Annotated in this window: 16 protein-coding genes; 4 read left to right on the top strand and 12 right to left on the bottom strand. The window is 68.9% G+C overall.

Features of this window, described 5'->3' with window-relative positions; all coding sequences use genetic code 11:
- Positions 1–2: 2 nt before the first annotated feature.
- From ACZ6ZD_RS35295 to ACZ6ZD_RS35240, 12 genes are all read right to left on the bottom strand, one after another.
- Positions 3–842, bottom strand: a complete 840-nt coding sequence (locus tag ACZ6ZD_RS35295) for an AraC family transcriptional regulator (protein WP_465678766.1) — start codon at positions 840–842, stop codon at positions 3–5.
- Positions 843–875: 33 nt separating this feature from the next.
- Complete coding sequence (locus ACZ6ZD_RS35290; protein WP_171676967.1) at positions 876–1,199, bottom strand: DUF2469 family protein; 324 nt, start codon at positions 1,197–1,199, stop codon at positions 876–878.
- Positions 1,196–1,897 (bottom strand): ribonuclease HII, encoded by a 702-nt coding sequence (locus ACZ6ZD_RS35285; protein WP_465678764.1) that lies wholly within the window; start codon positions 1,895–1,897, stop codon positions 1,196–1,198. The genes ACZ6ZD_RS35290 and ACZ6ZD_RS35285 overlap by 4 nt, the downstream gene beginning before the upstream one ends.
- A 115-nt stretch (positions 1,898–2,012) precedes the next feature.
- A complete protein-coding gene (lepB, locus tag ACZ6ZD_RS35280) occupies positions 2,013–2,783 on the bottom strand; it encodes a signal peptidase I (protein ID WP_465678763.1) in 771 nt (256 codons plus the stop codon).
- Positions 2,780–3,409: a signal peptidase I gene (gene lepB / locus ACZ6ZD_RS35275; RefSeq protein WP_465678762.1), complete on the bottom strand. Its 630-nt coding sequence runs from the start codon at positions 3,407–3,409 to the stop codon at positions 2,780–2,782. Before lepB (ACZ6ZD_RS35275) ends, lepB (ACZ6ZD_RS35280) begins: the two co-directional genes overlap by 4 nt.
- A 148-nt stretch (positions 3,410–3,557) precedes the next feature.
- Positions 3,558–3,920 (bottom strand): 50S ribosomal protein L19, encoded by a 363-nt coding sequence (rplS, locus tag ACZ6ZD_RS35270; RefSeq protein ID WP_465678760.1) that lies wholly within the window; start codon positions 3,918–3,920, stop codon positions 3,558–3,560.
- A gap of 187 nt (positions 3,921–4,107) precedes the next feature.
- A complete protein-coding gene (gene trmD, locus ACZ6ZD_RS35265; protein WP_465678758.1) occupies positions 4,108–5,304 on the bottom strand; it encodes a tRNA (guanosine(37)-N1)-methyltransferase TrmD in 1,197 nt (398 codons plus the stop codon).
- Entirely contained in the window at positions 5,301–5,852 is a 552-nt protein-coding gene (gene rimM / locus ACZ6ZD_RS35260) for a ribosome maturation factor RimM (protein ID WP_465678757.1), read from the bottom strand. The genes trmD and rimM overlap by 4 nt, the downstream gene beginning before the upstream one ends.
- A gap of 82 nt (positions 5,853–5,934) precedes the next feature.
- Complete coding sequence (locus tag ACZ6ZD_RS35255; RefSeq protein WP_465678861.1) at positions 5,935–6,186, bottom strand: RNA-binding protein; 252 nt, start codon at positions 6,184–6,186, stop codon at positions 5,935–5,937.
- A 5-nt stretch (positions 6,187–6,191) separates the two neighbouring features.
- The gene (gene rpsP, locus ACZ6ZD_RS35250) at positions 6,192–6,704 is read right to left on the bottom strand and encodes a 30S ribosomal protein S16 (RefSeq protein ID WP_465678755.1); all 513 of its coding nucleotides are present in this window, start codon (positions 6,702–6,704) and stop codon (positions 6,192–6,194) included.
- A 177-nt stretch (positions 6,705–6,881) separates the two neighbouring features.
- Positions 6,882–8,225, bottom strand: coding sequence for a 6-phospho-beta-glucosidase (locus ACZ6ZD_RS35245; protein WP_465678754.1), 1,344 nt, complete (start codon positions 8,223–8,225; stop codon positions 6,882–6,884).
- A gap of 19 nt (positions 8,226–8,244) precedes the next feature.
- On the bottom strand, positions 8,245–8,997 hold the full coding sequence (locus ACZ6ZD_RS35240) for a DeoR/GlpR family DNA-binding transcription regulator (RefSeq protein ID WP_465678753.1): 753 nt from the start codon (positions 8,995–8,997) through the stop codon (positions 8,245–8,247).
- Positions 8,998–9,125: 128 nt separating this feature from the next.
- On the opposite strand from ACZ6ZD_RS35240, the gene ACZ6ZD_RS35235 reads away from it, so the two are divergent.
- From ACZ6ZD_RS35235 to ACZ6ZD_RS35220, 4 genes are read left to right on the top strand one after another with little or no spacing between them, the layout of a single operon-like run.
- The gene (locus tag ACZ6ZD_RS35235) at positions 9,126–10,073 is read left to right on the top strand and encodes a carbohydrate kinase family protein (protein ID WP_465678751.1); all 948 of its coding nucleotides are present in this window, start codon (positions 9,126–9,128) and stop codon (positions 10,071–10,073) included.
- 4 nt (positions 10,074–10,077) lie between these two features.
- Positions 10,078–11,367 (top strand): ABC transporter substrate-binding protein, encoded by a 1,290-nt coding sequence (locus ACZ6ZD_RS35230; protein ID WP_465678750.1) that lies wholly within the window; start codon positions 10,078–10,080, stop codon positions 11,365–11,367.
- Positions 11,364–12,296 (top strand): carbohydrate ABC transporter permease, encoded by a 933-nt coding sequence (locus ACZ6ZD_RS35225; RefSeq protein WP_465678749.1) that lies wholly within the window; start codon positions 11,364–11,366, stop codon positions 12,294–12,296. Before ACZ6ZD_RS35230 ends, ACZ6ZD_RS35225 begins: the two co-directional genes overlap by 4 nt.
- Positions 12,293–13,117 (top strand): carbohydrate ABC transporter permease, encoded by an 825-nt coding sequence (locus tag ACZ6ZD_RS35220; RefSeq protein WP_465678747.1) that lies wholly within the window; start codon positions 12,293–12,295, stop codon positions 13,115–13,117. The genes ACZ6ZD_RS35225 and ACZ6ZD_RS35220 overlap by 4 nt, the downstream gene beginning before the upstream one ends.
- The last annotated feature ends 33 nt before the right edge of the window (positions 13,118–13,150 follow it).

The raw sequence follows: 13,150 nt of genomic DNA, 5'->3' as shown, positions 1-13,150 counted from the left end.
AATCAATCGGCCGGGAGCGGCCAGCTGTCCAGTGTGTGGCCGGGGTGTTCGCGCAGGAAGCGTCGCCGGACTTCGAGGTAGCGGGTCGGCGTGAGGCCGGTGAACGCCCGGAACTCGTGGCCGAAGTGGGCTTGGTCGAAGTAGCCCGCGCGAGCGGCGACATCACCCCAGTCGATCTGTTCGGCGGGGTTGATCGCGAGCAGTGTGGTGGTGAAGCGGTAGCTGCGAGCCAGCCGCTTCGGTGTGACACCGATCAGCTCCTTGAACCGTTGCGCCAGGTGCGTCGTGCTGACCCCGGCGTCCAGGCTCAGGTCGCCGATGGTCACGGCACCGCTGGTCGCCGCGATAACGCTGCTCGCGTCGCGGACCAAGCCCAGACCGGCGGTCTCGCGCAGCCGGCGGATCAGCTCGGCTTCGAGCAGCGACAGCATCTCGTGCGGCCTGGACGCCGTCGCAAGCCGGTCGCGAAGCTCAGCGACCGCCCGCCGGCCCCAGACCTGCTCGATCGTCACCGGCCGGTCGCAGAGCTCGGCCGCGGGCATCGGGACGATCGGCGCCAGGCCCCACGGCTTGAAGTGCACGCCGACGGACCGCGTCCAGGCTGGGTAGCCGAACTCCATCGCGCGGGTCGGCACGGTGAGCACGCAGCCGTCGGCATACTCGGCCGGCTCGGCGTCGGTGCCGCCCCGGATCCGGAACGGTGCCCCAAGGTTGACGATCAGCAGCGCCGACGGGCTCGGTGGCAGCATCAGCCGCGCGTACGGCGCCGCGCCCTCCAGGTAGTAGAGGTCGTCGATCAGCCCGTCCAGCGGCGGCCGCGGCGGCCTGGACACGTACTCCATCCCCACAGCATCGCCGATCCGGCGGCGCTGTGGTCAGCGGCCGAAGTCCGAGTCCTTCGGTACCTCGAGATCCGACTTGGCCAGCTCTTCGATGTTGACGTCACGGAAGGTGACGACCTTGGCGTTCTTGACGAACCGGGCGGAGCGGTAGACGTCCCACACCCAGGCGTCGGCCATGGTGACCTCGAAGTAGACGTCGCCGCCCTCGGTCCGGACCTTCAGGTCGACCGCGTTGCACAGGTAGAAGCGCCGTTCGGTCTCGACGACGTACTTGAAGATCCCGACGACGTCCTTGTACTCGCGATAGAGCTGAAGCTCCATATCGTTCTCGTACTTCTCGAGGTCTTCCGCGCTCATCCGCTGCTCTCCGCTCCGGTGGGACTGCTGACATTCTGTCCCATGTCGGGCCGCAGACTGCGGCGGACATTCTCGAACCGCCGTCGATGTTGCGGGCACGGGCCGTATTCGTCCAACGCCGCCTGGTGTTCAGACGTGCAATAACCCTTGTGGATCCCGAAGCCGTACTCCGGGTACTCCTTGTCCCAGCGTTCCATCACGCGATCGCGGGTCACCTTGGCGATCACGGATGCGGCGGCGATACAAGCCGCCACGCGGTCGCCCTTCCAGATCGCCAGGCCCGGGACGCCGAGGCCGTCGACGCTGAACCCGTCGGTCAGTACGTACGACGGGCGGACGTCGAGGCGGAACAGGGCGCGGCGCAGAGCTTCGAGGTTCGCCACGTGCATACCGAGGCGGTCGCATTCGGGGGCCTCGATGGAGACGACCGACCAGGCCAGGGCGCGGGCGCGGATCTGGTCGTAACAGCGCTCGCGGGCCTTCGCGGTGAGCAGCTTGGAGTCGGCCAGCTCGGGGATCTGGCCGCGTTTGCCGTCGGGCAGGATCACCGCCGCGGCGACCAGCGGACCGGCGCACGGGCCGCGGCCGGCCTCGTCGACGCCGGCGATCGGATCCAGGCCGACGCGGCGCAGGGCGCGCTCGTACCCGTACAGACCGGCGTCCCGGCGCACCGTGCTCCCGCGGGGCAACACGCTCATCCAACCCTCCGCATCACACGATCCACCCTAGGCAATCCCACCGACCAACACCGAACCCACCGGCGCGCTCCCCCAGCTCGAGCACAGGCCGGGTGAGCCCGGGCGCTCAGGGGGGCTACTTGGGAGGTGGGGTCAGGGAGATGGAGGGTTTGGCGGGAGGCGGGCCGGTCGGGGCGGGGACGGCTTTGAAGGTCTCGGGGACGCCGAGTTTGGACCAGCGGCCGGCGGGCCAGACGACGAGGATGGCGCGGCCGGTGACCTTGTCGAGGGGGACGAAGGCGGCGTCGCCGGGGTTGCCGCCCTCGGCATCGACGTCCTGGAGGTGGACGCGGGAGTCGCCGGAGGCGGAGCGGTGGTCGCCCATCACGAAGACGCGGCCGGCCGGGACGGTGACCTGGAAGTCCATCTGCGAGGGCGCGTCACCCGGGTACAGGTAGGCGGTCTCGTCGAGCGGCTGGCCGTTGACGAGCAGGCGGCCCTGGGAGTCGCAGCAGGCGATCTTGTCACCCGGCATCCCGATCAGGCGCTTGATCAGGTGGCCGTGGCTGGAGTCCGGCAGCAGGCCGACGACCTCGAAGAACCGGCCGACCGAACCGCGCTTCTGGCCGCTCTCCTCGGCGCCGAGCCAGCCGCCCGGATCCTCGAAGACGACCACGTCGCCGCGCTTGACGTCGGTGATCTTCTCGACCACGACCCGGTCACCGACCAGCAGCGTGTTCTCCATCGACTCACTCGGGATGATGAACATCTGCCCGACGAACGCCCGCAGGATCGAGGAGACGATCAGCGCTCCGACCACGATCAGCACGAACTCGCGGGCGGCCGCCGCGAATCCCGAACGATGAGCGGGTTTGGCGGTGTCCGTCTTCGTCGGTGTATCGGTCACTTCTTCAGCCCCGGCTTCTTGAAGGTTTCCGGAGGACGCAGCATCGTCATCCGGTCAGACGGCCAGATTACGCAACAGGCCCGGCCAACCACGTTCTCGACCGGGACGACCCCGCCGCCGGGCCCGCCCATATGGGCCCGGGAGTCCGCGGACTGGGCCCGATTGTCGCCCATCACCCACAGGTATCCCTGCGGTACGACGACCTCGAACGGCACATCGGACGGATTGGCGTCGGGCAGCAGGTACTCACGCTCGTCCAGCGCGATGCCGTTGACGGTGACGCGGCCGTCGCGGTCACAGCACACGACCTTGTCGCCGCCGATGCCGATGACGCGCTTGACCAGGTGCCCCTCACCGCTGCGCGGCAGGATGCCGACGAACTCACCGACCCGGCGGAACGGCCCCGGCTGCACCGGCGCCTCGTCCAGCCAGTTGCCCGGGTCCTTGAAGACGATGATGTCGCCACGGGCGACATCGCGGTGCAGATAGCTGATCTTCTCCGCGAGGATCCGGTCGTTCGTGGTCAACGTGTCGTACATCGACTCCGAGGGGACGTAGAACGCCTCGGCGACGAACAACCGGAGAACCACCGTGATGACCAGCGCGAGCACTGTCACGGTGGTCATCTCGGTGAGCAGGCTGAGCAGCGGATTCCGCTGCTTCAGCCTGCGGTGACGTCCCTTACTGCGGCGAGCCCTGCGCGGTGCGGAGCGCGGGCGAGCGCGAGTCGCGGTGCTCGGCGCCATAGGTGACCGTCGTCAGGTACGCGCGGACTCAGGAGGAGGCCGGAACGTCCCGCTTCTCCTTGATCTTGGCTGCCTTGCCGCGCAGCTCGCGCAGGTAGTACAGCTTCGCGCGGCGGACGTCGCCGCGGGTGACGACCTCGACCTTCTCGACGATCGGGGTGTGCAGCGGGAACGTGCGCTCGACGCCGACGCCGAAGCTGACCTTGCGGACCGTGAAGGTCTCCTGCAGGCCGCCGCCGTGCCGGCGGATCACGACACCCTTGAACACCTGGACGCGGGACCGGTTGCCTTCGACGACCTTCACGTGCACGTTCACGGTGTCACCGGCGCGGAAGGCCGGGATGTCGTCGCGCTTGCTCGCGTTGTCGAGCTCGTTCAGGATGTTGCTCATCAGGTGTCTCTTTCTCGCGCGTGCCACAGGTCACCCACGAAAGTCGGTGGTGAGAGTCATCGAAAAGCTGCCGATCGGTGGTCACCCCCTGTGGCAGGAGCACCGAAAGAGCAGCAGCAGACAAGTTTGCCACACGCCCCGCACGGTAACGAAATCCGCCCGCCCCGGCAGCGCAGCGTGATGGCGGTTACTTTTTCCGGCGGCGCTTGGCCAGGTGCACCAGGTCCACCTTCGGCGTCTGCGCCTCGCGCCGGACCTCGCGGTAGCCGGCCTTGGCATAGATCGCCAGATTCCGTTCGCTCCGGTCGCCGGTGTTCAGCTCGAAACCGGTCACCTCGGCCGGGGCCAGCTTCTCGGCGGACCGCAGCAGCCTGGTCCCGAGGCCGCGCCCCTGCCAATCGGGAGCGACCGCGATCCGGCCGACGTAGCCGACCGGGCCGTTGACGGTCAGCTGGACCGATCCGACGATCCGGGCACCCGCTACCGCCTTCAGCACGAGCCCCTCCTTCAGCCGCTCGGCAGCCTCCGCAGGGGTCTCGGTCAACGGTGGTATGGCGTACTCGTCGTACAGCTGTCCCTCCGACAGGAAGGCGGCCAGCTGGAGGGTGTGGATCTCCCCCGCGTCCCCCGGCGTTGCGGGCAGGATCCGGATACCGTCCGGATCCCCCTTCTCGTCCAGTACGTCGCCCCACGCGGCCAGCAGATCCGGACGGCGCTCCGCCGTCCGGGCGATCGACTGCTCGCGCTGCCACGCGACGATCTTGGCGTGGTGCCCCGACAGCAGGATCTCCGGTACGTCGTGCCCCCGCCAGCTGACCGGCTTCGTGTAGACCGGGTACTCCAGCAGGCCGTCGCCGGAGTGCGACTCCTCGGCCAGGGACTCCGGGTTCCCGATCACGCCGGGCAGCAGCCGAGCCACAGCCTCGACCATGACCAGGACGGCGACCTCGCCGCCGTTCAGCACGTAGTCGCCGATCGACACCTCGTCGACCCGCATCCGCTCCCCCGCGTACAACGCCACGCGCGCATCGATGCCTTCGTAGCGACCGCACGCGAACGCGAGCCATGACTCCTCGGCCAGCTCGTACGCGAGCTTCTGGGTGAACGGCCGCCCCGCCGGGGTCGGCACGATCAGCCGGGGCTGGGAAGGACCATCCGGCGGCGCCACGGCGTCCAGGGCCTCGCCCCACGGCTCCGGCTTCATCACCATGCCCGCGCCACCGCCGTACGGCGTGTCGTCGACGGTCCGGTGCCGGTCGTGCGTCCACTGGCGCAGATCGTGCAACCGGACGTCGAGCAGCCCACTCTGGGCCGCCTTGCCGACCAGTGACACGTCCAGCGCGGCCAGGTACTCCGGGAAGATCGTGAGGACGTCGAGCCTCATCGGTCGCCGTCCGGCTCGGTCGGCACGACCTCGGCGCCCTCCGGGTCGAGGAGGCCCGGCCGATCCGCGACCGTGACGTACTTCGCGTCCAGGTCGATCTCCGGCACCAGCTGCTCGACCAGCGGCACCAGGACGGCGTTGCCGGCCGGCCGCCGGATCTCCAGCAGGTCCTGGGACGGGAGGTGGATGACGTCGATGACCTCACCCGCCTCGACGCCGTCGGTGGTACGGACCTTGAGCCCGATCAGCTCCCGGTCGTAGAACTCCTCCGGGTCCTCCGGCCGCTCGTCCGCGCCGATCTCGGCCTGGACCTCCAGATTGCGCAGCAGCTCGGCCGCGGTCCGGTCCGGCGACTCGGCGAACTTCACCAGCAGCCGGCCGCTGTGCCAGCGGCTGGCGGCCACGGTGAGCGTCTTCGGCGGCTTCGAGACCGTCACCAGCCGCGCGCCGTCGGCGAAGCGCAGGTCGGGCTCGTCCGTCCGGACGATCATGCCGACCTCGCCCTTGATCCCGTGCGCACGGCCGATCCGGCCGACAATCACCAGCACCCCGCACAACCTCTTCTCGTGTGTGACAAGCGAAGGGCCGCACCGAACGGGTGCGGCCCTTCGAAGTACTACCTACCTCGGCCTACCGGCGCGGGCGCCGGTTGCCTTCGTCGACGAAGTCGATACGCAGCGACTGCTCGGCGCTGAGCGCTCCGACGACGGTGCGGATCGCGGTAGCGGTCCGGCCGTTACGGCCGATCACCTTGCCGATGTCGTCGGCGTGCACGTGCACCTCGAGCGTCCGGCCGCGCCGCAGGTTCCGGGCCCGGACACTGACCTCGTCCGGGTTGTCGACGATGCCGCGGACCAGGTGCTCCAGCGCCTCGGTCTCCATCACCGTCAGGCCTTGGCGTCGGCGGCGTCCGCGGCCGGGGCCTCGGCAGCAGCCTCGTCGGCCTTCGGCTCGTCGGCCTTGGCCTCGTCCGCCTTGGCGTCGGCCTTGGGGGCCTCGTCCTTGGCAGCGGCCTTCTTCGCCGTCTTCTTGGCGGTGACGGCCTCGGTCTTCAGCGTGCCGTGGGCCTCGGCCAGCGCCTCGTTGAAGATCTCCTGCTTGTCCCGCTTCGGCTCCTTGACCCGCAGCGGGGCCGGAGCCTCCAGGCCCTTGAACTTCTGCCAGTCACCGGAGGCCTTGAAGATGGCCTCGACGGCCTCGGTCGGCTGCGCGCCGACGCCCAGCCAGTACTGCGCCCGGTCCGACTCGACGTGGATGAACGACGGCTCGGCCTTCGGGTTGTACTTACCGATCTCCTCGATGGCGCGGCCGTCACGCTTGTTGCGGGCGTCCATCACGACGATGCGGTAGTGCGGCGCACGCTTCTTGCCGATGCGCTTCAAACGGATCTTGACTGCCACGTTTGCGGGAACTCCCTCGGGATTACATGTCTTGGGTGAGCAGCACGGCGTCGTGGGGACAACGAGTGACCGCTCGAATGGGCCGAACCAGGCAGTGGAGTTAGAGGGCTGCACGAACCTGGACGGACTCAACCGAACATTCTGCCAGATGCGGTGCCACCGGGACCAATCCGGTCCTCAGGCCCGCAGGTAGGACAGGTCGGGGAGGTGGTCGACGTACGACTCCAGCAGCTGGCCGGCGGCGGTGACGGAGTCGACGAGGGGGTGCCAGGCGAGGGCGCGGAGGGCGGCTGAGCGGGAGGCGGAGGTGGCCGCCTCGATGGTGGAGCGCTCGACGGCCTTGACGGCGGTGACGAGACCGGCCTGGTGGTCGGTGAGCTGGGTCACGGCGACCGGGAGCGCGCCGTTGGCGTCCACCGTGCACGGGATCTCGACGACGGCGTCGTCGTCCAGGTGGTGCAGGATGCCGCGGTTGCGGACGTTCAGGATCAGGGCGGCGCGCTCGTTGTGCGCGATCGCGCGCATCAGCGAGAGGGCGACCTGCTCGTAGCCGCCGGCGGCCATGTCGCGCTCGTCGCGCTCACCGGCGTCGGCGACCTCGCGGCTCTCGACCATGTACGTCGATTCGCGCTCGGCGCGGGTCTTCTGCCACAGCTCCAGCGCCTGCTCGGGGTGCCGCGCGGTCTCGGCGTAGAAGGCGGACTGCTGCTCCAGGAGGAACGTGCCGCGCGTCTGCCGGACAGCTTGGACGGCGGCCAGCGTCTCGCGGGCGAAGTAGTAGTAGTGCAGGTACTCGTTCGGGATCGAGCCGAGTGAGCGCAGCCAGTCGACGCCGAACAGCCGGCCCTCCTCGAAGGACGTCAGCTCCTCGGTCGAGGTGAGCAGCTCGGGCAGCCGGTCGACCCCGCCGGAGCGCAGCCCGCGCAGCCAGCCCAGGTGGTTGAGGCCCGCGTAGTCGTAGAACGCCGTCGCCGGGTCCACCCCGAGCGCCAGCGCGGCCCGCCGGCCCAGCCCGGACGGCGAGTCGCAGATCCCGATCACCCGGTCGCCCAGGTACGGGATCATCGCCTCGGTCACCATGCCCGCCGGGTTGGTGAAGTTGATCGTCCACGCCTCCGGCGCGAGCGCCGCGATCCGCCGCGCGATCGCCGTCGCCACCGGGATCGTCCGCAACCCGTACGCGATCCCGCCCGCGCCCACGGTCTCCTGCCCCAGGACGCCGAGGTCGAGCGCCACCCGCTCGTCGACCGTCCGCCCCTCGAGCCCACCCACCCGAATCGCCGAGAAGATGAAGTCCGCTCCGCGCAGCGCGTCGTCCAGGTCGGTCGTCTCTCGCACGACCGGTGGTTCAGCCGCGGCGAGAGCCTGCTGGCGGAGGACTGCGGCTATGGACGACAGGCGACGGGGGTCGGTGTCGTAGAGGGTTACCTGGGTGATGCGGCCGGGGCCGTGGTCGCCGAGGAGGGCGTGGTAGACGAGGGGGACCCGGAATCCGCCGCCGCCGAGGATCGTCAGTCTCACGCCACAACCACCTGTCCGCTCACGCCAGCACCACCTGGACTCCTGCTTCTGTCAGTTGCGTCCGCGTCGCCGCGTCGGCGGCCGACTCGGTGACGAGCATGTGCAGCTCGCCGGGCTCGCAGACGCGAGCGACGCCGTGGCCGGGGAACTTCGTCGCGTCGGCGAGGAGGACGACGCGGTCGGCGGCCCGGATCATCGCGCGCTTGACCGGCACCTCGATCATCGTGCTGTCCATCACCCGCCCGTCCGGACGGACGCCGCTCGTCCCCAGGAAGAGCCAGTCGACGTGGATCTGCCGCAGGCTCTCCTCGGTCAGATAGCCCACCAGCGACCGGTAGCTGCGCCGCACGAACCCGCCGAGGATGATCAGCTCGATCGACTCGTCGTTCTGCAGCTCTTCGAGTACGGCGAGGTTGCTGGTGACAACGGTCAGCGACCGGCCGTGCAGATGCTGGGCGACCCGCAGCGCCGTCGTCCCGATGTCGAGCAGCACGGACTCGCCGTCCTGAATGAGCTCGGCCGCACGCCGGGCGATCCGGTCCTTCTCCGCGGCGTGGACGGCGTTCACGTCGGCGAACGGCTCGTCACCGCCGTCGACCGCCAGCGCACCGCCGTACACCCGGGTCAGCCGGCCCTCGTCGTGCAGCTGCTCCAAGTCACGCCGAATGGTCGCCTCGCTGACGCCCAGGCGGGCAGCCAGCACCTTCACACCCCCGGCCTTGTCGACCCGGAGGGCGCGCACGATCTCGTCCTGACGCTGCTTCGGCAACACATCACGACCGTATCACGCAAACTCCGTCATTTTCAGTCATGAGTATGCTCAGGTATTGCGGAAGTTGACGAAGCGATCCAAGATTCATGCACGAGTTTGATCAAAAGTGCAGGAGTGTGGGGCAGCTCATGGCAGAGCTTGACGTAGTCGTATCCGGCCTGGTCTTCCAGGATCTGGTGCTCGGCCTGCCCACGCCCCCGCGCCCCGGTACCGAGGTCTGGGCGACGGACTCACACGAAAGCCCTGGCGGGATCGCCAACTTCGCCGTCGCGCTCGCCCGGCTCGGCCTGCGCACCGGCATGGCCGCCGTCTTCGGCGCCGACGACCTGGGCGCCCGCCTCTACGACGACCTGGCCGGCGAGGGTATCGACCTGAGCCTGTCCAGAAGCGTTCCCGGCTGGCCCACCCCGCTCACCGTGGCCCTTGCCTATGACAACGACCGCGCCCTGGTCACCCGCGGCAGCGCTCCCCCGCTGACGGCGGACGACCTGATCAGCTCGGCTCCGACAGCGAAAGCCGTTGCCGCGCACATCGGCCCGTGGCCGAACGAGTGGCTGGCCAAGGCGAAGGCTGCCGGGAGTCTGGTGTTCGCCGACGTAGGCTGGGATCCGAGCGAGCGCTGGGATCCCGCCGTCCTCGAGCAACTCGAGTACTGCGACGTCTTCCTACCGAACGCGGACGAGGCGATGGCCTACACCCGCACCACCACACCCGCCGCGGCCCTGGACGCGCTGGCGACCGAGGTCGCCGTCGTCGTGGTGTCCGACGGCGCGGACGGCGCTCTGGCCGTCGACGGCCGGACGGGCGAACGCGTCGCCGTCCCGGCCTACCCCGTTCCGGCGGCGGACACCACCGGGGCGGGTGATGTGTTCGCCGCCGGCTTCATCGCGGCCACGCTGTGGGAGCTGCCGCTCGCGCAGCGGGTCCGGTTCGCCGCCCTCACCGCGGCCCTGTCCGTCACCCGGCTCGGCGGCGCGGACTCCGCGCCGCGCTGGGCGGATCTGGCCCGGTGGCAGACCGCCCACCCCGAAGACCGTCACCTCCACGCGCTGATCAGCGCTCACTCAGGAAGGTAAGACCATGGAGCTGTCACGTCGAACGCTGCTTGCTGGGGGCCTCGCAGCCGTTGTCGGCGGCACGGTCGTCGCCTGTTCGTCCGGAATGGACACCGGCACGACCAAGAAGAACGCCACCGGGAACCTGGCGCTGTGGTGCTGGCCGGGCGGTCTGGGCAAGTCCGTCCTGGACGACACGATCGCGCACTTCTCCGACCAGAAGATCAAGTACTCCGAGGTCGGCGGCGACTTCAAGCAGAAGCTGCTCACCACGTTCAGCGGCGGGACGTCGATCCCGGACATCACCGGGATCAAGGGCGAGGACATCGCCTCGCTGCTGCCGCAGGCCAGCCGGTTCGTGGACCTGAAGACGATCGGCGCGGACGACGCCTTCCTCGGCCAGTACCTGGACTGGAAGGTCAAGCAGGCCACCACGCTGGACGGCCAGGTGCTCGGCATCCCGATCGACATCGGCCCGACCGCACTGTTCTACCGCGAGGACATCTTCACCGCGGGCGGCCTGCCGGGCGACCCGAAGCAGGTGGCCGAGCAGATCAAGACCTGGGACGACCTGATCGCCGCCGGCGTCGAGCTGCTGAAGAAGAACCCGAAGGCCCCGATCGTCGCCGACGCCGTCGACATGTACGGCACGATCGTCAACCAGGGCACGGCGCGCTACATCGACAAGGACAACAAGTTCATCGGCGACCAGGACCACATCCGCAAGGCCTGGGACACCGCGGTGAAGGCGATGACGGCCAAGGTCGACGGCCGGACGCTCGGCGGCTCGAACGACTGGAACGCCGGTCTCGACCAGGGCACCGTCCCGACCGTGGTCGGCGCGGCCTGGGTCGCGCTGGACATCAAGTCGGCGGCCAAGACCAGCGTCGGCAAGTGGCGGGTGGCGCCGACCCCGGGCGGCCCGGCGAACTTCGGCGGCTCGTTCCTGGCCGTCACCAAGAACGCCGCCGACCCGAAGGCCGCCTTCGAGGTGATCAAGTACATGCTCAGCCCGGACAACGAAGCCAAGGCCTTCGCCGACGCGCAGATCTTCCCGGCCACCCCGGCGGCCTACGACAAACCGCAGCTGAAGGCGGCCGACCCGTTCTTCGGCGGCCAGGTGCCGATCGAGGTCTTCGGCCCGGCCGCGCAGAACATCCCGATCGCGTACGAGGCGCCGCTGGACGCCGCGATCGCCGTCCCGTTCACCGACGCGCTGAAACTGGTGCAGGTCGGTAAGAAGACCTCCGACGCGGCTTGGACCGAGGCCGTCGCGAAGGCCAAGCAGATCGGCAAACGTCAGGGCGTTCAGTGACGCTGACGGCGACAACCCCCGCGAAGGCGCCCCGGCCGGTCGAGCCGAGGCGCCGGCGCAGCATCCGGTCGTACTGGCGGTTCTACCTGGCGCTGTCGCCGTTCTACCTGCTGTTCCTGGTCTTCGGCCTCTACCCGATGGCCTCCACGATCCTGCTCGGCTTCCAGAAGTGGGACGGGTTCACCCCGCGCACGTTCGTCGGCCTGCAGAACTTCGCGTTCCTGATCGAGGACAGCACGTTCTGGCTGGCGCTGAAGAACACCGTGGTGCTGTTCTTCATGTCGACCGTGCCGACGCTGGCGATCGCGCTCGTGCTGGCCGTGATGCTGAACTCCGCCGTCCGGTTCTCCGGCGTCTACCGGATCGCCTACTTCATCCCGAACATCACCTCGCTGGTGGCCGCCGCGATCTTCTTCGCGGCCGTCTTCAGCACGAACTTCGGGCTGATCAACTCCGGTCTGCGAGCGCTCGGCGTCACGGCGCAGGACTGGCTCGGCGAACCGTGGGGGATCAAGATCGCGATCTCCACGATGATCGTGTGGCAGTGGGCCGGCTACAACACGATCATCTACCTGGCCGGGCTGCAGGCGATCCCGCGCGAGCAGTACGAGGCGGCCAAGGTGGACGGCGCCGGCGCCGTCCGGACCTTCTTCTCGATCACGCTGCCGCAGCTACGGCCGGTCGTGCTGTTCACCGTCGTCACGGCCACGATCGGCGGCCTGCAGACCTTCACCGAACCTCAGGTGATGGTCGGCAACAGCGGCGGCGTCGGCCAGAGCGGCCTGACGATCGTCATGTACTTCTACCAACAGGCCTTCCTGAACAACGACTACGGGTACGCCGCCGCGATCGCGCTGAGCATCTTCATGCTGGTGCTGCTGTTCACGGCGATCAACTGGAAGCTGGTCGGCGGAAGGGGTAAACAATGAGGTGGCGCTGGCGAGGCGTGACGCTGCACATCGCCCTGGCGCTGGCCGCGATCCTGAGCCTGTTCCCGTTCTACTGGACGCTCGTGATGGCGACCAACACGACGGCCGACATCTACCGGTTCCCGCCGAAGTTCACCCTCGGCTCGCAGCTGGACGACAACATCCGCGCGGTCCTCGAGAACGTCGCGTTCTTCCAGTCGATGGGCAACACGCTGATCGTGGCGGTCTCGACGACGCTGCTGGTGCTGTTCTTCGACTCGCTGGCGGCGTTCACGTTCGCGAAGTACCGGTTCCCGGGCCGGAACGCGTTGTTCGTGATCCTGCTGGCGACGATGCTGCTGCCCGCGCAGCTGGGCGCGATCCCGCAGTTCCAGACGATGGCGGCGTTCGGCTGGGTCGGTTCGCTGAAGGCCCTCATCATCCCGGCGGCGGCCAACGCGTTCGGCATCTTCTGGTTGCGGCAGTACTTCTCCAGCTCGATCCACGACGAGCTGGTCGAGGCCGCGACGCTGGACGGCTGCGGTTTCCTCGGCGTCTACCGGCACGTGGCGCTGCCGTCGGCCCGGCCGGCGCTGGCGTTCCTCGGCATCTTCACCTTCGTCGGCTCCTGGAACGACTACTTCTGGCCGTTGGTGGTGCTGACGAATCCCGATCACCTGACCCTGCAGGTCGCGCTGTCGTCGCTGAACCGCTCGCACGGCGTCGACTACTCGATGGTGATGACCGGCGCGCTGATGGCGATGGTCCCGCTGATCGTGGTCTTCATCGTGTTCGCGCGCCAGTTCATCAAGGGCGCCACCGAGGGCGCGGTCAGGGGATAAGCTTCGGCGGAACCGGGAGCAGCAGCGGTACGT

The organism is Kribbella sp. NPDC104218 (assembly GCF_055584105.1).
The sequence above is the reverse complement of the archived record's forward strand: the minus strand, read 5'-3'. Positions and strand labels throughout refer to the sequence as shown.